The organism is uncultured Eubacterium sp. (assembly GCF_934561735.1).
In the GTDB taxonomy this organism is placed as follows: domain Bacteria; phylum Bacillota; class Clostridia; order Oscillospirales; family Acutalibacteraceae; genus Eubacterium_R.
The window spans coordinates 277,861-302,219 of sequence record NZ_CAKTGT010000002.1; the positions used below are offsets into that span (position 1 = coordinate 277,861).

The 24,359-nt window shown below is 39.6% G+C and carries 14 protein-coding genes; 5 read left to right on the forward strand and 9 right to left on the reverse strand.

Translation table 11 applies throughout. The features are described 5' to 3' along the window. Positions 1-25: 25 nt before the first annotated feature. The 3 genes from Q0E08_RS03315 to Q0E08_RS03325 all read right to left on the reverse strand — a co-directional run bounded on the left by Q0E08_RS03315 (position 26) and on the right by Q0E08_RS03325 (position 3,783). A complete protein-coding gene (locus tag Q0E08_RS03315) occupies positions 26-2,155 on the reverse strand; it encodes a YhgE/Pip domain-containing protein (RefSeq protein WP_294776626.1) in 2,130 nt (709 codons plus the stop codon). Further along, on the reverse strand, positions 2,152-2,532 hold the full coding sequence (locus Q0E08_RS03320; protein WP_294776638.1) for a hypothetical protein: 381 nt from the start codon (positions 2,530-2,532) through the stop codon (positions 2,152-2,154). Before Q0E08_RS03320 ends, Q0E08_RS03315 begins: the two co-directional genes overlap by 4 nt. A 195-nt stretch (positions 2,533-2,727) precedes the next feature. Next, positions 2,728-3,783, reverse strand: coding sequence for a radical SAM/SPASM domain-containing protein (locus Q0E08_RS03325; protein WP_294776650.1), 1,056 nt, complete (start codon positions 3,781-3,783; stop codon positions 2,728-2,730). Between the two features lie 81 nt (positions 3,784-3,864). Between Q0E08_RS03325 and Q0E08_RS03330 the strand changes: the two genes are divergently transcribed. From Q0E08_RS03330 to Q0E08_RS03340, 3 genes are read left to right on the forward strand one after another with little or no spacing between them, the layout of a single operon-like run. Further along, positions 3,865-4,653, forward strand: coding sequence for a sulfite exporter TauE/SafE family protein (locus Q0E08_RS03330; RefSeq protein ID WP_294776664.1), 789 nt, complete (start codon positions 3,865-3,867; stop codon positions 4,651-4,653). 21 nt (positions 4,654-4,674) lie between these two features. Continuing rightward, a complete protein-coding gene (locus tag Q0E08_RS03335; RefSeq protein WP_294776674.1) occupies positions 4,675-6,000 on the forward strand; it encodes a sulfatase-like hydrolase/transferase in 1,326 nt (441 codons plus the stop codon). Continuing rightward, on the forward strand, positions 6,000-7,508 hold the full coding sequence (locus Q0E08_RS03340; RefSeq protein WP_294776687.1) for an MFS transporter: 1,509 nt from the start codon (positions 6,000-6,002) through the stop codon (positions 7,506-7,508). Before Q0E08_RS03335 ends, Q0E08_RS03340 begins: the two co-directional genes overlap by 1 nt. Before the next feature lie 65 nt (positions 7,509-7,573). Here the strand turns inward: Q0E08_RS03340 and Q0E08_RS03345 are convergent, their stop codons facing one another. The 4 genes from Q0E08_RS03345 to Q0E08_RS03360 form a co-directional block, all read right to left on the reverse strand. Further along, a complete protein-coding gene (locus Q0E08_RS03345; protein ID WP_294776701.1) occupies positions 7,574-7,762 on the reverse strand; it encodes a hypothetical protein in 189 nt (62 codons plus the stop codon). A gap of 15 nt (positions 7,763-7,777) precedes the next feature. After that, positions 7,778-8,932: a sodium ion-translocating decarboxylase subunit beta gene (locus Q0E08_RS03350; protein ID WP_294776714.1), complete on the reverse strand. Its 1,155-nt coding sequence runs from the start codon at positions 8,930-8,932 to the stop codon at positions 7,778-7,780. Positions 8,933-9,133: 201 nt separating this feature from the next. Then, positions 9,134-9,769 carry a GDSL-type esterase/lipase family protein gene (locus Q0E08_RS03355; RefSeq protein ID WP_294776727.1) on the reverse strand — a complete coding sequence of 212 codons (636 nt, stop codon included), beginning with the start codon at positions 9,767-9,769 and terminating at the stop codon, positions 9,134-9,136. A 55-nt stretch (positions 9,770-9,824) separates the two neighbouring features. Beyond that, a complete protein-coding gene (locus tag Q0E08_RS03360; RefSeq protein WP_294776738.1) occupies positions 9,825-13,478 on the reverse strand; it encodes a phosphatidylinositol-specific phospholipase C domain-containing protein in 3,654 nt (1,217 codons plus the stop codon). Positions 13,479-13,716: 238 nt separating this feature from the next. On the opposite strand from Q0E08_RS03360, the gene Q0E08_RS03365 reads away from it, so the two are divergent. Beyond that, entirely contained in the window at positions 13,717-17,244 is a 3,528-nt protein-coding gene (locus Q0E08_RS03365; RefSeq protein ID WP_294776749.1) for a hypothetical protein, read from the forward strand. Between the two features lie 11 nt (positions 17,245-17,255). Continuing rightward, positions 17,256-18,410 carry a leucine-rich repeat domain-containing protein gene (locus Q0E08_RS03370; RefSeq protein WP_294776763.1) on the forward strand — a complete coding sequence of 385 codons (1,155 nt, stop codon included), beginning with the start codon at positions 17,256-17,258 and terminating at the stop codon, positions 18,408-18,410. A 66-nt stretch (positions 18,411-18,476) separates the two neighbouring features. On the opposite strand, the gene Q0E08_RS03375 is transcribed toward Q0E08_RS03370, so the two are convergent. Next, the gene (locus Q0E08_RS03375) at positions 18,477-18,968 is read right to left on the reverse strand and encodes an LURP-one-related/scramblase family protein (RefSeq protein ID WP_294776776.1); all 492 of its coding nucleotides are present in this window, start codon (positions 18,966-18,968) and stop codon (positions 18,477-18,479) included. A 9-nt stretch (positions 18,969-18,977) separates the two neighbouring features. Further along, a complete protein-coding gene (locus Q0E08_RS03380; protein WP_294776788.1) occupies positions 18,978-23,909 on the reverse strand; it encodes an Ig-like domain-containing protein in 4,932 nt (1,643 codons plus the stop codon). Positions 23,910-24,359: the final 450 nt, after the last annotated feature.

Below are 24,359 nucleotides of genomic sequence, written 5' to 3' on the forward strand. Positions count from 1 at the left end.
TGTGCATACAAGAGGAGCTGTAAGCTTAGAATAATCCCGTTTCTTCAACCTTCTTTTCAAAGAATTTGACAGGCTTTTTAACAATTGCCTTAACCGGCAAACCGATAATAAGACCTGCAACCGCATAGGCGAGAAGTTTGAGAAGATAAATCCAATAGTTATTACTATATGTTCCGCAAATACATTCACGCATAGCTTCAATTACAAAGGTGAACGGAATATACGGATTGATGGATACGAAGAATCGAGGTGTTACATCTATCGGGAATGTACCGCCCGAACCGCCGATTTGAACGACGAGCATAATAACGCCTATTGCCTTGCCTATATCGCCAAAGGTGTATACAATTGAATATATAAAGAACGAATATACTACTGAGGCAAGCACACCTGCAAACAGGAATTTGAGCGGGTGATAGCACTGTATCTTCAAGAAATAGAGGTCGCCGAGGCAGATAATCAAGCCCTGAACAATCGCAATACACATGAACAAAAGGCTTCTACCAAAGAATTCTTCATGAGGTTTCAGCAACGGTGAAATTTCTTTTTTCTTCTTGACATTTGTTTTTACCAGGGCAACAAGCATAATTGCACCAACCCAAATTGCGAGAGTTGAATAGAACGGTGCCATGGCAGAACCGTAATTTTCGATTCCGTAAACCTTATCTGTTTTTACTTCAACAGGGCAAGCAAGGAATTCGCCGAGATCACCGCCGTTTTTGGTGGTGAGGTTTACAGCGGCATTCACAATTTCGCTGTCCTTAATATTATCAATGATATTAATAAGATTTACAAGTTTTTTATCGGTGTTTTTAAGCACCTTATTCATTGACGATACAAGATTTTCGCCTGTATCGGCACATTCTTTTAATGTGGAAACAAAGGTGTTAATCTGCGGAGATTTGCTGTCAAAATTATTAAGCATATCGCTCAAATCACCCAAAGTAATTACCAAACTGTCAACCGTTTTGGTGAGCACGGGTTCAACCTTGTTTGAATATGATTTTTCGGCAGATTTAAGCGAAGAAGAAACCGAACGGAGTTTTTTTGCAACATCGTATGCGGTTTTGTCATAATCAACGGAAGAAACCTTAACCAAAAGTGTTGATGTTTCTTTAAGAGAAGTACTGATATTGTCAAGCTTTGTTGTAAAGTTTGTAATTTCTGTTATAGGCTTTGGCAAAGCCGTATTAAGTTTTGTTAAAAAAGAGCTCATTTCCGTAAGCTGATCGGAAATATTATCAAGTTGAACCGAAATTTGCTTGAATGTTGCTGTTACATTTGACATATCCTTATCGGCAATTTTATCAAGAGTGTCAGCCGATGTGTCAATAACCTCACAACTTGATGACAAAACCTTACCCAAAGAATCAACAGTTGTCGAAAACGCTTCCTGAGTAACCTTTACGGCATCTGTAGTATCCTCAATCATTGTATCGGTATCATTAAGCAAATCTTTTATGCTCGTATCATCATAGTTAACATTTTTTGTAAGTTTAAGAAGTTTTTCCATACTTACCAAAGAATCGGAAAGAGTACCGATTGTTTCCCTTGCATTGTTAACCTGATGTTTGAGATAATCAAAAGTGTTTTCACCTGTTACGGAATCGGACTCCATTGCCGAACCGATGACGGCACTGAGCACATCCACAACAGTTGTTACAAACGATTCGTTAACAGTAGTTTGAACGGTTTGTACAACCTTGTCGGTGATTTTTGTTGCAATAGCGTTTTTCTTTTCGTTTGCATAATAAACGATTTGCGGCCGCTCATAATCCTCGGTAACGATAGACGCAAGGTTTTTACTGAAGCCGCTCGGAATTTCGATAGCGGCATAATATCTGCCTGCTTCAACACCTTTTACGGCATCCTTTTTTGAAACGAACTGCCAGTCGATAGAATCGTTGCCCTTTAAATTTTCGCAAATTTGGTCACCGATGGCAATTTCAAGTTTTTTATATGTTGCACCCTCGTCTTCGTTACAAACAGCTACTTTCATAGCACCTGTTTTGCCGTAAGGGTCCCAGTTTGCATAAATATTGAACCACGCATAAAGACTTGGCAAAAGAGCAACGCCGACAGCAAGAATAATAGCCATTGAATTGGTAAAGATATTTTTCATATCTCTTTTGAAAATCTTGAATATATTTTTCATTCTTCGTCCTCCTCTTCTTCGTTTTCTTCTTCGTCATCGTCTTTGAAAATGTCGTATTCGCCAAATTCAAGCCGGTCATCGTCAAGCAAATACGGTATTACCTTATCTTTTACAAGATATTTGCAATAATCGGTTATTGTAAACACATCAACCGCAACAAATATAATAACAACCCACCAAATAAGCCAAACGGTTTTGTCACTTGATTCTCTGATGGCAGATGCAACAATAATGCTGTAAATCATAAAAATAACAGAAAATACGATTTTTACAATATTAAGAATTTTACAACCCTTGCGATAAGATTCAATAATCTTTTCACGCAGGAATTTGTATTTATAAGCAAGCTTTTCGCTGTGCTTCATCTTTCTGCTCATAGTGTTATCCCTTCAATAACAATTTGTATAATGTATTATAACAATATGTAATATATGTGTCAATATGCAAAATAGATAATTATACACTTGTACAACCACAAATAAACTGTAAATTATCAACATATTGTATCGGTATGTACAAATTTTTATATTCGTTGACTTTATATATAAAAAAATGTATAATATTTACTGGCTTTAAAAACAGATTATATTTTTAAAAAACATTTTATATGCCTCGCAGTAGTCGGCAGAAGCTCTGTTTCGCTTGCATCCGCCGCCCCTGCAAAGACGAAAATAGCGGCATTCTTTGCATTTTTCATCAACGGCATATGATGATTTTACAAAAGATTTAAAGATTTCGCTTTCTCGCATTTTAGAAAATGAAGTCTCGTTTATATTACCGAGGTAACATTCGTTTATACAATAAAAATCGCACGGATAAGTTGATCCGTCACCTTCAACAACAAACTGTTCGGAGCAAAAGCCGTTCATTCCGCATTGCTCGGCAGGTCTGCCCTGCATAAGAAGTCGATAGTTATCAAACTGACGGATTGACATCTGTGTGCCTCGGCTTATATCGTTGAAATAAAGTTTATATCCCGATTTTAGATAGTTTGCATAATCTTCAACAGACATTGCGTATTCGCTGTTTTCTTCGCCAAATTCCTTTAGGCACGGGATATACTGCAAAAAGTGCAAATTGTTACTTTTAAAAAAGCGATATGATTTTCTGAAATTTTGGGCAAGTCGAGAAGTCAACACGCTCAAAATATTGAACTGCACATTATATTTTTTCAAAAGTTCGATTGCCGACATAACATCGTCAAACGATTCCCTGCCGTCCTTATAAATACGGTAGGAATTAAGTTCACGGTCGCCGTCGAGCGATACACCGACAAGGATGTTGTTTGATTTAAAAAACTCGCACCATTCTTCGTTTATAAGTGTGGCGTTTGTTTGAATACAATTTGTTATCTTTGAACCTTTGGCGTTAAGTTCCTGTTCTTTTTTGATGAACATTTTGAAAAAGTCTATGCCCGAAAGCAATGGCTCGCCACCCTGAAAAGTGAAAATCACCTCTGTTGAATCAGCGTATTCAAGTGCACTTTTGACAACATTTTGAGCCGTTTCATCATTCATATATCCTTTGAACGCCTCATCTCGTTTTTCGGCAAGAGAGGTATAAAAACAGTATTCACATTTTAAATTACAAGCCGATGACGACGGCTTTATCATAACTGAAATAGGCATAAAATCAACCATCCTTAAATTGATTATATCAATCGGACGGATTTATGTCAACGAATTAAAACAAATAGAATCGGAGATAATATGGCTTTTTGTTTAATATATGCGGTTGTAATTTTTGCCGCTACATTTTTTGGAGCATTTGTCGGCCTTGGCGGCGGTGTGATCATCAAGCCGTTGCTTGATTTAATCGGTCACGATACAATTGCGGTGGTTAACTTCATCTCTGCTTGTGCCGTGTTCAGTATGAGCATAACCTCAACCGTTAAACACATCAGAGCAAAAACAAAAATTGAATTCGGCATAATCATTTATCTTTCAATAGGTGCTGTTGTCGGAGGTATTTGCGGTTCAAAACTGTTTGATTACTTCCTGACATTGTTCAACAACTCACTTCTAAAGAGTATTCAAGGGCTTGTTTTGGGCATATTGCTCGTGGCATCCGTTATATATGTAAACGCAAAAAATGCAAAAAGTTTCAAACTCACAAAGCCTGTACCTATTGTTATTGTTGGTTTAACTCTTGGATTTATTGCATCGTTTTTGGGAGTTGGCGGCGGACCTATCAATGTTGCATTTTTGGTGCTGTTCTTCTCTATGACAGTAAAAGAGGCTGCCGTTTACAGCGTTGGTACAATCTTTTTCAGTCAGCTTTCAAAGCTTATTACCCTTGGGGTTACACATACAATACCAAAGTTTGATGTTGTTACACTTATTGTTGCAATTTTGTGTGCGGCTATCGGCGGTATCGTTGGTGCAAAAATGAACAAAAAGGTTAATGAGAAAGTTATACAAAAAATATTTACCGTAATTGTTACCTGCGTTGCACTTGTTAACTTCTACAATGCAATAGCAGGATTTATTGCACGGTAAACAAAAATAAAGGGGAAAATTATGAAGAAAAAAAACATTATATTCTATTTTTCCGATCAACAGCGTTGGGACACGGTTAACGACCGAGTAACACCGAATTTAATGCAGTTGGCAAGCGAGGGCGTTATGTTTGAAAACAACTTTACCTGCCAGCCTGTTTGCGGACCTGCGAGAGCGTGCCTGCAATCGGGACTTTATGCAACTCAAATCGGTTGTTATTGGAACGGTATTCCGCTTCCTGACGGTACTCCGAGCCTTGCACATTACTTCAACAATGCAGGCTTTCAAACGGCGTACATCGGAAAATGGCATTTGGCATCGGACAGATTACCGGGCATCGGTATGCACTGCGAAGCAACCGCAATTCCAAAGGAGCGACTCGGTGAATATCAATACTTTCGTGGTGCCGATGTTTTGGAATTTACATCACACGGCTATGACGGATTTATATTCGATGAAAACGGCAACAAAATCGACTTTACCGGATACAGAGCGGACTGCATAAACGACTATGCAACCGAATACATAGAAAACAGAGATAAGGACAAACCGTTCTTTATGTTCATCAGTCAGCTTGAGCCACATCATCAAAACGACCATCATTGCTATGAGGGCTTCAAGGAAACGATAGATGACTACAAAAACTATCCGCTCCCGGATGATTTGACATTTATGAAGGGCGACTACAAAGAAATGTACCCTGACTATATGTCGGCTATTAACAGACTTGACTACAATGTAGGCAGACTTGTGCAAAAGCTCAAGGACGAGGGCATTTATGATGACACAATCATTATTTACACCTCCGACCACGGCAGTCACTTCAAGACAAGAAACCTTGAATACAAGCGTTCTTGCCACGAAAGTGCAACACATACCCCGCTCATCATCAAGGGCGGCGAATTTGTTGGTGGCAAAAGAGAAACAAGGCTTTCATCACTCATTGACATTCCGCCGACACTTATGGCTATGGCGGGCATTGATATTCCAAAGCAGTATATGGGTATCGACCTTGCAAAGCAAGTAAGCGGTGAAGAGCCGCCGCGAAAGAATGTATTTATTCAGGTCAGCGAGGCTTCAAACTCAAGAGCCATAAGAACCGATAAATACAAATATTCAATCAGGGACGCAACTCCTTGCGGATATATTCACGCAAAGGCAAAAGTTTACTTTGAAGATTATCTTTACGATTTGGAAAAAGACCCGATTGAAAAGCATAATCTTATCAAAAACAAGGCTTATGCTAAGGTTCGTGAAGAATTGAAACAACAGCTTATTGACGAAATGATGAATGTCGGTGAAGATAAACCTATTATTATGCCGGCAGTAAAAGCGAGGAAGATTTAATGGAGCAGAAAAAATACTTAACTATGAAAGAGCGTATTTGCTTTACAGTGGGTGCGTTCGGCCGTTCGGGCATATACACACTTATGTCAATGTTTACTCTCGTATTTTTCCAAAACGGAGCAGGCTTGACACTTAAACAAGGCACAACAATTATTCTTATCGGCAGAATTTTTGACGCACTCAACGACCCTGTAATGGGTATGATTGTTGACAGAACAAAGTCAAAATGGGGCAAGATGCGTCCATATCTTTTGTTCTCACCTGTGCCGATTGCATTGACAACAATCGCATTGTTCTCTGCACCTTTTGAGGAAGGTTCAAAGGCAGCATTTATATGGGCACTTGTTACATACATCCTTTGGGGTGTGGCATTTACGGTACAGGATGTTCCGTTCTGGGGACTTTCTTCCGTAATCACTCCGCTTGAAAGCGAAAGAACATCATTCATCTCAACTGCAAGACTCGGTTCTACATTCGGCGGTATCTTGCCGGCACTCCTTGTTCCGATTCTTTACCAAAGCAATATGGGCTACACAAAGGGTTTCTTCCTTTCAGGCGTAATCTTTGCAGTTCTCGGATGTGCACTTTCTATCCTTATTTTCTTTGTTTCAAAGGAAAGAGTTCCAAAGATGGACCACACACCGTCATTTAAGGAAACATTTGTTGTTCTTGGCAAAAACAAGCTTCTCATCATCGTTATTTTTGCTGCTGTTCTCGGCTCTACAATGGTTACTGCAAACCAATGTGCAGACTACATCGGCAACTATGTTATCATCCAAAACTACACCGACTTTACGCAGATTTTCCAAGATTTCCTTCCGGGTGCACAAAAGTTGCTCATCGACAATGTTGACGCCGCTGCGGCTTACGATTTTTGGATTCCTCGCGGAACTATCGTAACAACGCTCACAGTTGCTATCGGCGTGGGTATGGTACCTGCTATGGCTATCTTCCCTGTTCTCAGAAAGAAGTTTTCACTCAAGCAAATTTACATCGGTTCTGCCCTTTTCGGTATGGTTGTACACGCACTTTGCTATGTGGTAATGGCTCACGATGTAACAAAGGCCAACATTTATGTTTTGTGGGTATTCCTCTTCTTGATGGGTCTTCCGCTCGGTATTTACAATGTAATCACCTATGCACTCATTGCCGACGCAGTTGACTATCTTGAATGGAAAACTGGCGAACGCCAAGAGGGTGTGTGCTTTGCATTCCAAACCTTCCTTTCAAAGGTTAACGCCGCTGTTGCAACATTTGTATTCGGTCAAATCCTTGACAGAACAGACTTTAAGGCTGTTGACAAATCACTTGTGGATGTTGCGGGCAGACAGATTTTCTTCCAGCAATCGGAGAGCACACAAAAAATGCTTGTTGCACTTGTAACGATTGTTCCGGCAATCGGATTCTTGCTTACAATTATTCCTATGTTCTTCAACGACTATACCGGCAAGGTAAAGGAAGAAGCACAAAAGGAACTCGAAGCAAAGCGTGAAGCTAAAATGCAATAAAAGAAACTACATAAATAAAAACGGAGCGGCGTGAGCCTCTCCGTTTTTGTTTGTGTTATAAAAAACTATTTATCCGAATCATCTTTTTTCTTAGATGTGAATTTATTAAGCAAGTAAGTCACAAGAACAATAACGCCGATAACAATAAATATACCGAGCATTCCGTACAAAACAACAGGAAGTGAGGTTTTCCAGCTATCTGCGTGAATTGCCATTGTAAAAACCGTTAAAAGAGAAATAAATAAATTTTGCATTATATTCCCTCCTTATTAAGATACAAGAGTCAGGATTAAGCCGCCGGCAATAACAGAAGCGATTTGACCCGAAACATTAACGCTGATTGACTGCATAAGCAAGAAGTTTTGATTATCCTCTTTAAGTCCCATTTGGTTGACAACTCTGCCGCTCATTGGGAATGCGGAAATACCGGCAGCACCAATCATAGGATTAATCTTTTTATCCTTTGGCAAGAACAGATTGAGGAACTTTGCAAACATAACACCGCCGATTGTATCGAACACAAACGCAACCAAACCGAGGGCAAGAATCAAAATTGTATCCCACTGAACGAAAGACTTATAGTTCATTCTGCCTGCAACAGTGATACCCAAAAGAATTGTGATGATATTTGCAAATGAATTTTGTGCAGTTTCTGAAAGATTGTTAAGCACGCCGCATTCTCTGATGAGGTTGCCGAACATCAAGAAGCCGACAAGAGCAACCGATTTTGGAGCAACAAGACCCGCAATAACGGTAACAACAATCGGGAACAAAATCTTGGTTGTTTTTGATACATCGCCTGCTGTGTACTTCATACGGATTTGGCGTTCTTTCTTGGTTGTAACAGCCTTGATAACAGGAGGCTGAACAATCGGAACAAGTGCCATATACGAATATGCCGCAACCATAATTGCACCGAGATACTTGGAGTTAAGCTCATTTGCAACAAAGATTGATGTAGGACCGTCTGCCGCACCGATAATGGCGATTGAAGCGGCGTCGTTGACATCAAAGAAAAAGCTTGCAACAAAGAATGTAAAGAATATGCCAAACTGTGCTGCAGCACCGAAAAGCATCAGCCACGGATTTTTAAGCAACGGACCGAAGTCTATCATTGCACCGATGCCGATAAATAACAGCAACGGGAACAGCTCGTTGGCTATACCTGCGTTAAACAAGGTGTCAATCGGACCTTCCTCTGCTCCGGGTTGAGTAATTGCACCCGACCACGGCAAATTAACAAGAATTGTGCCGAAGCCCATCGGCAACAAAAGTGTTGGTTCCATCTCTTTTGCAATTGCAAGATAAACGAGCAATCCGCCGACTGCCCACATCAAGACCATTTGCCATTTTATTTCTCCGATATTGGAGAAAATATTGGCGAATTCCTGCAAAACAGATGTTCTTAAAAGTATTGTTTCCATAAAATCCTCCTTTGCGTATTAAATAAAAACAGACTTTTGCCGTAATAAAACGGCAAAAGTCTTGTTAATACCATTTGGAACTGCACAGACCGGGTTTTCCCGTACTGACGACCTATGCAACATTTGCAATGCAAATGCTAACTACTCCCTTTTTTCCGAAAAATATTATAATACCGATAAAAATCATTGTCAAGAAAAAAATCAGTTGATAATTAAATGTTTCATTATTTCATCGGAAATAATTTTGTAGCAAAAGTCGGTTGGATGGAACGAGTCGGCTGAAAGTTCCTGCGGAGAAAATGTTTTTTGTGCTTCATCAAGCACGGGTTGCAAATCAAGAATTTCTATTCCGTTTGCCAGAGCCGACAATTTAAGTCGTTCTCTAAACTGATTGAGCGTTTTAATAAACGGGTGAAACTCCTCGAGCGTGTCAACCAAAAACGGAAGAACATAGAGGATTTGAACATCATCAAGTTCATTTTTCATTCTGCTGAAAAGTTCATCCATATTCGATTCCAAAGCTTGATTTGGCGGTGGGCACAATTCGGGAGAATACTCCTCCCACGCATCATTTCCGCCGACAAGCATAATCACAACATTCGGTTTCAGCGCAATGCAATCATCGTCCATTCTATTGCAAAGATTGTAGGTTCTGTCATCAACAATTCCCTTGTAAAACACCTCGGTGTTCGGAAACTTTTTCTTGATTTCTTCGCCGATATTAAGTGCATAAACCTGCTTACCGTGAAGCAAATGGTCATACTGACGATTGAAATCTATGTCGGTTACACTGTCACCGAAAAACAGAACTCTGCTGTTATTATCAATTTCTATCATGAATTTCTCCATCGCAAAAATAGCTTATTATGACTAACTGCCAGCTAAAAACAAATTATGTATACAATGTGTTTATCGTAATATCGGATGATACCGAAATCGTATCAAGAACAGGAGCGTTATCTGTTGAAAATCCGGTCACCTTACGGAAAGCAAGCTTTTTTGCAGTAAACACATATGTTTTGTCACTGCTTGTAAGCGTTAAAGTTGCTCCGTCAACAGTAATGCTGTATTCCCCGTTTTCAATTTCAAGGACTTGTGTAACTCTGCCATCATTATCAAGAAGAGTAACTGTTGATTTTTGAGAAGTATCATTATTTTCCGTTTTGATATAAGCAATATATTCTGCATTATCGCTTACATTAAAGGTAATAGATGTTACACTTTCCGCACATCTTGTAATTGTATCGGTGTCTGCATTATACAAGGTCCACTTTTCAACAATTCTGTTTTGTAATACATCGGACGGAATTTCAAAGGTAACGGAGCTGTCATACAAATTATCCGAAGATGTAACTTCAACAACCGTTTCATCATCAATAACATATGAAAACTTAACATGGTAATACCTTGTTGTCATCATAACATTCATACACGAAACAGACAAAGCAGACGAGATATTGTCAATTTTAGCCTGAGTATCGGCATGACTAAAATCTTCTTTTGCTTTTTCAACAACAACCTTATGTTTTTCCAATGCCTCAGGTGAATATTTTTTTGAATCTGAATTCAACAACTTTTCGGATATTTCAATATAATATTCGTAATTTGAAACATTAAGTTTATAAGAGCAGATAACGCAAGCGTGTGTTTCGGTGTTTATAACACAAGCATCCGTTTCTGTATGAGAATTGTCATTTAAACAATGGTGAGTATGAGTTCCGTCACCGTTTGAAGTCCACTCACCCCACTCGTGAAGGGTACCTTTACCGTTGCTCTCGGTATAGGAATAACCGCAAATACATCTGTGCTCAACCGAAACATCTTCTGTACATTTTCCGGTATGTTCAATATCCGGTGAAATAAATGTATTGAATGTATGCGGCTTTGTTGCACTGCTTTCAACATAAGTTTTGTTTTGGGTAACTGTTGCAATCGTGCCCCATCTGTAAATGGTGTGGGTGCTTTCGCTCATAACGGTTGCGGTGTTTGCAGGAACAGCTATATTTGAAACAGCAGTTCCCTCTTTATATGTAAGCTTACGGCTTACGCCGTTATCAAACACAAAGGTAAGAGTATAATAATTCACTCCGATTTTTGAGCAAAAATCGTCAACTGCTTTATTGATTTGATTTACAGCTCCGTCAATATTTGATTGCAAATTATTTTTGCTTTCGTCATTTTCGATACTGCGAGCCGAAGCAACGGCAGTTTCAAACTCGGTAACATATTCGGAATTATAAGATGAATAATCGGAATCAGCCATAATTCCGCTTACAACGCCGACTGCATCATAATACGCACTCCAATTAACGGTATCGTATTTTCGCATGGAAACAATTTCTTCATTGCATACCGGGCAATAAAACGGAATGTATCCGTTTTCGCCGTTTGAAGAGGCAACATATTCACCTTTTACCGCATTTTCGGTATCGTGACCTGTGGCCGGTAATACGGTATTTGTTTTAACATCACCGTCTACACGGCAAACTTCTTTATTATATCCGTCCTCGGTACAAGTAGGGTCTTTATGAACGGTGATATAGTTGTGTCCGGTTGCAGGAGTAACGCTTGTCCAAGAATAGCCGCAAGTGCAATAATTTGTACTTACGCCCGATTCTGTACAAGTTGCCGCCTTTTGAACAACGGTTTTGCTCACAAGGTGCTTATTGACAGTAAAGAAAGCCGTATAAACATTATTCTCTACAGACAGTGGAGATAAAGGAGTCCATGATGTAAAGGTATAATGACCGTTTTCATCCGGTTCACGCTTTGGTGTTTCACCGGTATATTGCGGCGTAACGCCTGAATAATCGGAGCCTTGCTGAAGGACATCCCCGTTGTAATTAACAAACTTATACGGAATTTTGTTTGGTGACACGGTTATTCTGCGAGGAGAACTACGCAAAACGCCGTTTGCGGAATTATAAGCAGCGTAAATATTAAAAGATGTATTAGGTGCAATATCATTAGCATTTTTGTCTACCAAAAGGCGATTACCCGAAAATGATATACCGGGATAATTTGCGTCGGCATTAAGCGAAGCGGAATTGTTTTGCCACTTAACCCCATATTGGTCAGAAATACTGTATTTTAATGTATAAGTGTTTACCGAATCCGAAGTTACGGCAGGAACAGCAACATTCAAATCAGAATTATCAACAAATGCAATGGATTTAATCTGCGGATAAGTACTTGTATCGGCAGAAAAGCCTGTGGAAGAATTTGTTGAATTAGTATATCTGACGGTACTTTTACCTATCAAGGTCAAATTATCATCGGGTCCGTTACCCACATACAACCTTTGGTCAATTCCGATACCGTCATTGTTTGTCCAATGAAAAGACATTTCAACTTTTATCGGAAAGCCGTCAACATATCCGGTAAAGTCATTGTTTGTAACTGCTGAAACAAAAGCATAGCCTTTGTAAGCATCTGTTTGGTCAAACAAAAGAACGGATTTTACATCACCGGTTCCGTTGTTGGTTTTATAATAGAGCCTACACGAAACGCTTTGCCAAGATGACGGAACATCATCCCATGTGTTTAAATTAAGCCTATAATAATACTGCCCTTTTTCGCTGTCGGGTTGAGCCTTGGCAACAAGGTCATTTGCCTTGTAAATTTTTGAAGTTAAATCTTCATCGGCATAGTCAAGACAAATAATACCGTAACACTTATTATTCATCATTTCATATGTTCTGAAATAACCTTTCATGGTTGCCGCATTAGGTTCAACACCCGAAATACCGCCGCCTGTAGTAGACATAAAATTAACATACCAAACGCCGTTCGGCTTTTTTTCATCAAGCATAGGTTTTGCGGCATTGGACCATTTTGACGAAGGCGACATTTTGTATCTGTCCTGAACCTTCATCCAACCTGAATCCACAGCACCGCCGTCGGAACCCTGATCGCCCCAACTGAGACTGATACCTCTTCCGACTTCGCTTATTCGGGTTGCAAGCACGCATTTGCCCCTGACAGAACCGAGCGACGGCGTGTACGAGCCCGTAAACCAATAGTTGCTTCTTAAATCAATGAGTGTATTAACATCATTTGCAAGAGCGTTAATATCATTTCCGTAATCCTGCTTAACGCTTACAATAACCGTTTCGCTTGGATTTCGGTCAAGAAAAGCGTACATATCTTCCAACACTTCATAAAGCGTAAGGTGTCCGCCACCGCTGTTCCAGCAATTTGAAGAGCCGTGAACAATTTGGGCATTATAATACACATCGGATACATGTTCAAGGCGTAAATCAAAATATCTGATGCCTATGTTAAGCTGTTCCGAAATAGAAAGAGTCTGTGTTTTTGACCATATCGGCAGGTCTACATTTTGAGTACCGGAATCGTGCGTTCCCGGAATGGTAATATCCGAAAGCGAAGTATTATCCTTTATTCCGCTCATCCAATTTGCAGGACCTACATCGGTTGTTAAAAGTGAATTTGTTGCAAAAGATTTTGCCGAAATAGGCAACGCCGATGTAAACACCAGCACAACTGCCAATATAACAGCTATAATTCTTGAACTGAATTTTTTCATTTTTCTCTCCGATAAAGATAAGTTAAGGTTAATATACTTGTAAAATTATAAAAATATCTATCATCTCAAATATTATACCTTACCAAAACACCCGATGTCTATTGACGAATGTTCCATTTTTTATATTAATATTATGTTAAATATGCTAATTGAACAGTACATATAAATTGTTTATAATATAAAGGAATAAAAATATCTCTCATTTACGCATACAAATCATTACAAACGGAGAACCGCAATGAAAAATAAGAAAATATTAAAATCACTGACTTCTCTATTTATGTCAACGATTATATTAATTTCCGCTATACCGACAAATCTGACAACCGTATTCGGTGCAGACGAAGGTGAAATTGCATTAAACAAAAGCGGATTGCTGTGTGGTATTGAAGATACATCAAGATACAACGGAAACATCTTCAACATAATCAACGACTCATTGGAAAACAATACAACGGTAGGCCTTTGGAATTACGATATTACAAATATAAATGTCGGTGACTATGCAAGCATTACAATAACAAGCGACAATTGGCATCAAACAAAAATTGAAAATTTCGGAATTGAAATTTATTACATAGACTCTTCAAGTGTTTCGGAATACCTAAAGTCAAAATCCGAAACAAAAAAAGTCACTGCTTATGCAGGAATTTCAAATAATGCCGGAAACGGAAGCGTAAATTATATTAAACAAACTTTCGGATTAAATGACAATAACAAAATCGGATACATTGAGCACAATTATACCGATAATAACAATAAATATGTAACTCTTGATATTTCATCGGCAGTTAAAGCCGCCAAACAAAACAATAAAAATGACATCACATTTCTTGCTATGTGCAGCAGAAATAATAACGGCAACACATCAAACAAATGGTCGGATGTTTGGATTGAGTTCGGTAAAATAAATTACGCTTCAAGTCTTGCCCTTGCAGAAATTCAACCGCTTAAAAAAGCTATGACTGAATTTGAAAACAAAATGGCAAGCGGAAAAATATACAAAAATATGAGTAATGCTTACACGGCTTATGTAAACGCACAAAAAGCCATTGACGCATATTCATACGGAGGCGTTACCTCGCTGAGCATTGCTCAATACGCAACGGCACTCAACAATGCAATCGGCTCTATGAGCGAATGGAGTGCTCCTGCTCCGAATATTTACCCAAAGTTTTCTTCGTCGGACAACGGAACAAATCCGCTAAACACAGGATGTTTGTGGTATGAATACACAGACGATCCGCTTGTAACAAGCTATACTGCCGAGGGAAACAATGTAACGGCGAATTTTTACTATCAAAACGGCGTATATCTCTATACCGATTCTTCACCTAACATTCCGTATCTTGTTGGATTTTACAAAACAAGCAGTTCGATAACCGCAAATCCGTCAAATCCAAGAGTTTTGTATATGGCAATGAGAGGACAAAACGGCGGACTTTTCATCAAAAATTCACAATATCGCGGTGATGTCGTTTCCAGAGAATTCAGCAATGTACTTTCAAAAGCATATCAAATCAATGCTTATGAAATCGGCGACGATAACAACATCATTCTCTCTACAGGCGATATGAGATATATGGCTAATTATTTCAACATCAGTTATCAAGCGGCGTTTCAGGGAGAAAATTACTTTGTTGCGGCAAAGCCTACGCAATTCAGCATCGGCAACGGTACAAAATCCGACGGAAACACTGTAAAATGGGTTAAATACATTTCGGGTGTTGATACAAGAACATTTTATGTTATAAACTACAAGCCTTTACTTGACAGTATCAATTCAAATTCAAACAGGAACTTACTTAAAAATGTACAATACTACAAACAAGGCGGCCTTTCGGCTTTGATGCAGGCATATGATACGGCAACTGCCGTTGACCCATCGGCACCTGATTATTCATTAAATACAGCCTCTAAAGTAACAACCTGTGCAAATGATATTAAAAATGCGGTGAATAAATTTAATTCTGTAAGTTCCCCGGTGAGAGATACAGAATTATATAACGATTTAAGAAATGCTTTAACTACAGCAAAAGAAATAGGAAATCAAAACCAAATTATATCATCTGAAACGGCACAATCCACACGGTACACATCCGGAACATGGAACAATTACTACACAGCGTTAATTCAGGCTCAAAACGCAATGGCAGATGTCCTTTCGGCAAGCGGATATTCGGGAACATACAATTCAAAATCGGTTACAGCAATAGCCAAAGAACTTACATCGGCTATGAATGGGCTGAAATACAACTACATTGTTAAATTTATAAGTGTATCAAAACAGGATATGGGTTCTGTAATTATAGAGGACGGACAAACGGTAGACACATCGACCATTGTAAACACGCCTACCGTAAAAGGTATTCAGGAAAAACAGACTCACATCGTTTACTACTGGACTCCGATTACCGTCAACAAATCCGAATACGGAGATGCTCAAGTTATCACAATCAATGAAGAGAGCAAGGAAGAAGCGTGCAGATTGACATTTGGCGATGTTATAAAGAATCCTACCTGCAATTCTCCGGGAATAAGAGAAAGCATTTGCGAAATCTGCGGTGGTGTTTACCAAGCCGAAACAGAAAAAACGGAACACAGCTACACAAGTGAGGTAATTCCATCTACCTGTGCCGAAAGAGGCTACACGCTATACACTTGTACGCAATGCGGTGATACATACAAAGATAATTACACAGAACTTGCACCGCACACATACCAATCGGTAACGGTAGCACCTACCTGCACCGAAAAAGGCTACACGGCTCAAAGATGTTCGGTTTGCTCTCACGAAGAAATTGACGAAAGCAGTTATGTAAACGCACTCGGTCACGAGTACACATACGCAGTTATCAGAGAAGCAGACTGCACATTTAAAGGCGTAGGTGAATACACCTGCGTACGATGCGACAGCAGTTACACGGAATTGTTGCCTGAAAATCCAAACAATCACCCTAATTTGGTTTACTCAAGAACAGTTGCTCCTACCGCAACGGAGCAAGGGTACGACATTTACTGCTGTGACAATCTGTGCGGATATTGGGAAAAGAAGAACATTACAAATCCGACAAATACAAATTCGGAATTTAATGATTTTCTTGAAGCATACAATGCTTCCCTTTTGACAATAACGGAAAACTTTGAAGCATACACCGACGAATCAAAAGAGGCATATTGTGAAGCAATTGCAAACGCCAAAAGTGCTGCCGGGATTGCCATTGAAAACAAAGACGGCTCCGCTCTCGACTCTGCGACAAAAAGCATTATTGAAGCTTCGGCACTTTTGAGAGTAAGAACAATAAGCATAAAACTTTTGGTCTACGGTGCAAACGGCGAAATTATAGAGCCGACAAGCTCTGAAACTCAGGTGCAATACGGCGATGTTGTTACACTTGACATCAGCGACAGCACAGACAATATGAATGTTGAAAAATGGACAGTCACAAAGGACGGCGTAACAAAAAGAGTAAGTCAAAACGAAGCGGTATGTCAAATTGTTGCAAACTCAGATGCTGTTGTAAATGCTTATCTTACGGAAGATGAAGTTGAGCCAGCCGACAAAATAAAATTGACTTTGCTTAACAATAACGGCAGAGTGATTGAAACAAAATATATCAATTCTGCAAACGAACTTGATTTAACAAATAAAACCATTGAAGGCATAACGGCACCTAATATTCCGTTTTATGTGTTTAAAGAATGGAAAACAGTTAAATCGGAAAACAATCAGCTTGTACTTCAGGCGACATATGAAGTTGTATAAGGAGGGTAAAAATGAATAAGAAAAAAATGATTGCCCTTCTTTTGGGCTTGATAATGAGTGCCTCGGCTGTTACGGCAGGAGCTGCTACCGCACTTGCCGACCAATCGGGTTGGGATTACAACAGCAACACTAAAACGCTAACAATCAAATCAAACACAGCAGATTTTACGGCTGATAACTACGAAACGGTACCGTGGAACAATTACAAAGACAAAACCGAAAACATTGTTGTTGAAAACGGTGTAACAAAAATCGGTGACTTTGCCTTTTGCTTTGAGCAGGAACTGACAAGTGTAACGCTTCCCGACACATTAACATATATCGGCACGGCGGCATTTGCAGGCAGTGACACGCTTAAATCAATAACTGTTCCGAGCAGTGTAACAACAATCGGCGACAACGCATTTGGATATAACAGCCAAATGAACCTTACAAACGGTTTTGTTGCAAAATGTGACACAAGCAGTTATGCACAAAGCTACTGCTTGCAAAATTACATAATGTTTGACTCCCCTGTTACCGTTGGTGAAAGCAATGCAATAATAGAAAGCGGTAACGGACAAAGCATTTGGTCGTTTGCACCGAAAACCGACTGTAAGATTACATTTTCTTCATCGTCAAACGAAGACACATTCGGACTTATTTATGATGCACAAACTTATACATGTTCCGATAACTTTAGCACAATGAAAAAGAGTGCAATCGCTTACAATGACGACGGTGACAATAAGGACGACAACAATCTGAATTTCAGCATTGAGTACAATCTGACAGCGGGCAAAAGATACTATCTTTCGGCTAAATACAAAAACCCGATTGACACCGGAAGTTTTAAAGTTAATTTTGCATTTGAATGTACCGAGCATATTTACACGGAAGAAATCATTGAACAACCAAGTTGCGAAAAAGACGGATACAGCGTGTTTACCTGCATAGGATGCGGAAAATCCTACACAAACAAGCTATATGCTCTCGGACACAGCTACAAAATAAAAAGTTTTGACGGCAACAATGTAACAATCGGATGTGAAAATTGCGAAAACGAATACAGCATAAGCTTTATGGATTACTACAACAAATCAAACTCTTATTTAGATGTTGTTGAAGACGGAACGGTAAATGCAAAAGATTATGCAAAACTGTTAAAAGAATACAAAAGTAAATAAGCAGAACAATAATAAAAAAGACGGTTACGGATAAATATTCCGTAACCGTCTTTTGCTGCATAAATATTACTGAAATGCCGAAGCCGTTGCGTTTTGACTGTCAAGAACCGCATCAATAGCAAGTACAACCGCCAAAGCCGTAATCTCATCATTACCGTCGGCAATATCAAGTTCAAAAGTATCTCCCCAACTCACCCATGCTTTGTGAATAGATACAACCTCTGCTCCGTTTGAGTCTATAACATAATCGTGAGCAAAAAAATCACCTTCAACATTCCATCCCAAGCCTTCAACATAATATTGAGGCTTAAAGAATGTAATCTTTTTAACGATTTCAGCTACTTCTTCACCGTTTACTTCAACAACAAATTTAGGTCGCAGAGAAACGATTTTTTGTTTAACAAGTGCAATTTCATTATGCTCGCTGTCAAAAATATGAAGTTTTTTGCCGAGTGAGATGATTTGCCCCTCAACAAAGTATCTGTCTGCTCCGTTTTCATCCTTAACCGAAAATTTATCGGCAAAGGAAAACACTTTTTGTTTAATATAAAGTTTCATAAAATCCCTCTACGACTGATTTTGATAAATAAATGTATCTTCGCTTACATTATAGAAATTCATAAATATTTCATTATAAAGAGCTGAAAGCTGTGGGTCGGTAACATCTCTGAGCATTACATAATCCTTAGCATTTACAACGCCGTCCTTATTAAGGTCGAGTGCAACCATAGGAATATTAAGTTCACCGTCATCGGTCATAGCAACAGTTTGTGTTCTGTTAAATGTACCGTTATCAAACAAAACATTATGCTCACCCTCAACAAGCCAATATGTCGCCTCACCGTTTGTGTCGGTGGTGCCGATAAGTTTGTCATCAACATAAATCTTGACATCCCGAAGTGCCGCAGTTCCCTCCGTTAATGTCGGATTTTCAAGAACTGTTGCCTTAAACACGGTTTTGTAATAGCTTGTTGTAAGAGATACATTGTATTCGGGACTTTGATAACTTTCAAGTCCATTGCTTACAGCCTTAAAGCGAAGTTTGTAATTACCTGCCTTTGAAGCAACAAATGTATCGCCCTCAACCTCTTTCCAGCCGTTGCCGTCATTGTAATAATAAACCGTATTATCACCGCAATTAGGTGAAGAAAGATTGAAGCGAACAAGTTGGTCGGTTTCACTGCCGATTGTACCCGAAGGTGTAACATAGAGAACAGGTTTTTCAGCCACAGAAATATTATTTATCTTAATAACCTCTGTTGATGTGAGTCCGTTATTGGCTGTCATTACAACAACATACTTGCCGTTTTCCGCAACCTCAAACGAATTTTTGCCTGTTATATCTTCACCGTTTACGCTGACGGATTTGACTCCGGAGCGACCGGTATTAACCTTAAAGGAAACATTGTACGGAGAATCGGTTTTTTCTTCTGTTTCAAGGGTATATTCAAGAGTAGGTGCAACAGTATCTATCATTACACGGTAACTGTCGGAATAATTACTTTCAACACCTGCACCGTTAACTGCCTTGAAAATATACGAAGCGTCAACATTTTCATCGATAGTAATTACAGAGCCTTCTTCGGCTTGAATCCAAGATTTGCCGCCGTCGGTGCTGTAATAATAACGAACGCCCGAAATTGCCTGATTGAGTATAGTCATACTGAATTTAACGGGATCGGCTGTCCATCTGCCGAATGTACCCTCAAAATCAACACGAACAACAGGTTCTGTTTTATCGATTTTAACAACAAAATCATCCGTTGTAACCGTTTCGTTATTTGAATAAGAAACCGCTTTAAATCTATAATTCCATATGCCCTGATTCTTTACGGTGAGGGTATCGCCGTCAATTTCAGTCCATTCACTGCTGTTAACACTGTAATAATATCTGTAAATTCCCGAATAAGCGGTTGATGAAAGTTTGATTGTAACATTCTTGGATGTCCAACTGTCGCTTGCATAATTTTCTCCGTCTGCTTCGGAAGTTACAACTATATCCGTAGGTGCTTCGGTGTCAATAACATATCCGCCTGTCAGCTTACTGTCGGAAACATTGCCTGCCTTATCTATTGCCCTCGCCTCGGCGTAACCCTTGAAATCGGCGTCCTGTGCAGGCTTGTTGTTATTGTCATACACAGCCCAATCTCCGAGCGGTGTGCCGTTTTCATCAACAAATCGATATTCAATTCTGTCAACACCTGCAACGCCCTCATCTTCTGCCGTTACTGTAAGCTGAGTGGTTTTGTTAAAGAACATACCAAAAGTGATCTTGTTTACAAATCTTGCAAAATCATTTGTGTCTTTGTGTGAAACCGATACTTCCGTTACGGTCGGTTTTTGTTTGTCAATATTTTCAACGGTCACGGTTTGCTCACTTTCAAGCAAACTGTTTGAAACGATTTTGATCGTATATTCGCCGTTTTCACTAACTGTAAACTGTGTTTGGTCATCAAGCACATCACCGTTGAGATAAACCGCCTTAACGCCTGAAGCACCAACACTCAAATCTGTAATTCTTACCGAATACGACTGATTTGTGATATTTGTATTATCCTGAACAAGGGTGAATGACGGTACTGTTTTGTCGATTTTAGCAGTATACGGCTGTGTGATGTCGCTTTCAATTCCCGCACTGTTAATTGCTTTAAATGTGTATACGCTGTCTGTATTTTCGGTAACAGTCAAAGAATTGCCGCTAATTTCGTTCCATTCGCCGCCGTCAACATTATAATAATATTTAACGCCGTCCAATTGATGAGTACTGTCCAAGGTAAATGTAACATCACTACTCGTCCACGAGCCGTCATAATCTGCCGTGTTAACCGACACAACAGGTTTTCCGTAAATGATAATCGGGAACTCGGCTGTTGCCGAACGACCGTAATGCTCATAAGTTACCTTAACGGTTTGCTCTTCGTTAAGCTTTGTAAAATCAACAGCAGATTCGTCAACCTTGTAATCAAAAACTTCCTCACGAGGTGCATTGCTGTAATTTGCATATACTTTGAGTCCGCTCAAATCAAGTTCTTTCACGCCCTCGATATATGCGTATCTCGGAGCAGTAATATCAATTGACTCGACGGCTTTTGAATTCACCTTAACAGGAAATACCGCACGGAATTGCTCGCCCGCCCTGACGAGAGTTACGAGTACATATTGCTCTCTGTCAATCAAAGTCGGGTCAAATCCGCTAATTTCATAATCATCAACATCAACGCTTAAAATAGAATCGCCGTAGCTTTCGGCATCGGGGTAATAATTTGCCAATTCGTTGCGATCATATGTTGCAGAAACCTTTAAGCCTGTCAAGTCAAGTTCTGTTTCGCCCTCGACATAATCATACTTTTCGGGTGCGGTTACAGCAATATTTTTAGGCTGAATTTCAACAACCTGAATTTGTTTTGAAGCCTCAGCATAAGAACCGCTTAACGAAGTTGTACCCTCTCTGCCAAAGACCCAAAGAGTTGTAGTACCCGCCGATTTTCCGTATACCTTACCGGTTGAATCAACCGTTGCAAGGCTGTTTTCGGTATTGCCCGATGTACTACTCCAGCTTGAATTCCACGGACGACTACCGTCATCGGTTGAAAATCCCCAATGGATATTTTTCACGCTGATTCTTGACGGAGAAAATATTGCAGAATACTCTCTCGGAAAATCTTTTACAACATAATCGTTGCCCGAAATTGAAGCATTTACAAGATTATTTACGGAAGCACCTCTGACATTAAAGGTTACAGAAGATGACACACCGCCGATAATCGCAGTAATTGTAACCGATTTAGCATTATAAATTGTAAGTCCGCCCGAATCAAGGCCAAACACCTTGCCGTTTTCGTCAACAGATGCAACAGACGGGTCGGAACTCTTCCAAACAACATTTTTGAGCAAATCAGGGTCATAATCCTCAGGCAAAATACTTGTTATATTAAGCTGACCTGTCTTGCCTTCTTCAAGGAACGAATCCCTGCTGCCCGTCATAACATTTGTGGTAAAGCCGTTACCCTTTTCAACAGAAAAACTTGTAATCGGAACACCCGATGAAACGGTTTTTTCTGCTTCAAGCGAAGCATCGTTATAAGTCACCTTAACATAAATTTTGATTATTCCGACTTCTCTTGCAACAAGATTGCCGTTTGCATCAATCGAAGCAAAACCGTTATCGGCAGGGGTGTCTGCCGTTGCAAGCACAAGCTCGCCCGACTGTGAATCATATAATCCCCACTGACGAACAACGCCTGAATTTGTGTTAAGTCTTACAGGGGTTACATCCGCAGTATATTTATTTGTTTCATTAAGCGCAATATTTTCATAACCGTTGATTTCAACGCTGTTGATTGTGTCGCCGATAACATTCCTGTTAATTTTTAGCGACGCTGTTTTTGACACGCCGTCAATGGTTGCCGTGATTGTAACGGTTTTTGATAACTGCAAGCCCTGACCTGCGTCAAGAGCGGTAACTGTTCCGTCTTGAGTGATAACAGCGGCTGAAGTATCCGAACATTCCCACTTTACATCACCTGTGTATGCACCGGCAGGAGAAACATTTTCGATAGTGAGTTGAGTGGTTTCACCCTCTTTTATATCAAGAGTTCCGCCGATTGCAAAGTCGGTAACAGGAAGTTCTTCACGAGAAACGACCTTGAACTCAACAGTATCTGTAACCGCAGAATATAGAGCGTTTTCGGGATTTGCACGAATATAAACAGCACCCGGAGAAGTGAAGGTTACAAGACCGTCAGCGGTAATTGTTGCGTGCTTCTTTGATTCGTTATCAAAAGCCTTGCCGACGCTCCATTTGACGCTTTGCTTAAGTCGAACGGGAGTTACCGCACCGTACATTTGCACCTGCTTGCCGACAGCAACGGTTTTTGGAACGGTCTTTTTGTTTGTGATATGTACACCCGTAGGCCAGATATTACCTGCCAAGCTTTGGTCAACCACAACTTCTGCCTTGTCGGAAGCAAGGACATTTCCGCTTTCGTTGACAAGTCGAGCTGTGATTGTGATTGTCATATTATTCAGCATTTTTTCAAGAGCTTCACCCATAGTTTGGTTAATGCCCTTTACAATCGCAACAACCAAGTCGGTATTGAGATTACTGTCGTTAAGGTCAATGCCTGCTTTTGCAAAAGCCTTTTCAATAGCGTCTGCGGTTGCATTACCGATGAGCGGAGTTGGACGAACCTCATTATCAAGCCAATATTTGATAACGGCAGCTTTTGAGTAATCGTACGCAGTTACCTTGCCTGTTTCGTCAACATCCGCAAGCAAAGGCATATTGCTTTCCCACTCAACAGTTGAGTCTGCCGGAAATTCCGACTCCGAATGTGCCACAAACTGTGCAGAATCATATTCGGTGATATGCAAAGTTTCGGTAAGCTCCGCATCGTTATAATAAATAGTGATACTTTCTGCGGCATTAACCATAGTACCCGGCAATCCGACAGACAAAATCAAAGAAAGTGATAACAATAGGCTGATAACTTTTTTCATAAAAACACCCCTATTTAATATTTTCAGTCCGCAAAATTTTTAAAACAACCTAAATATATGCAAATTATATCATAAATTTGATTGTTTTACAATAAAATATACAACAAAAATGACAAACTACAAAATTTATTTATCATAGGCATATTGAAAAGCGATTAATTTTTTTAGCTATTTTTATTAAAGCTTCTGATTTGTAAATGTTTTTCCAAAAAACAAAATGCAAAAAAGGCCAAAAAATCGCCTGAAAGCCCCAAAAACAGGGAGTTTCAAGCGATGATTATTTTTTTAATTTGTGTTTTAATCAGCTTAGTAAGTTTTTTAACTCATCAACCGTTTTAACAATATATGTAGCGTCGGCATTATTAAGTTCATTAAAGGTGCCATATCCATATTCTACTCCTATTGAATCAATACCTACTGATTGAGCACCAATCATGTCCTCTGCTCTGT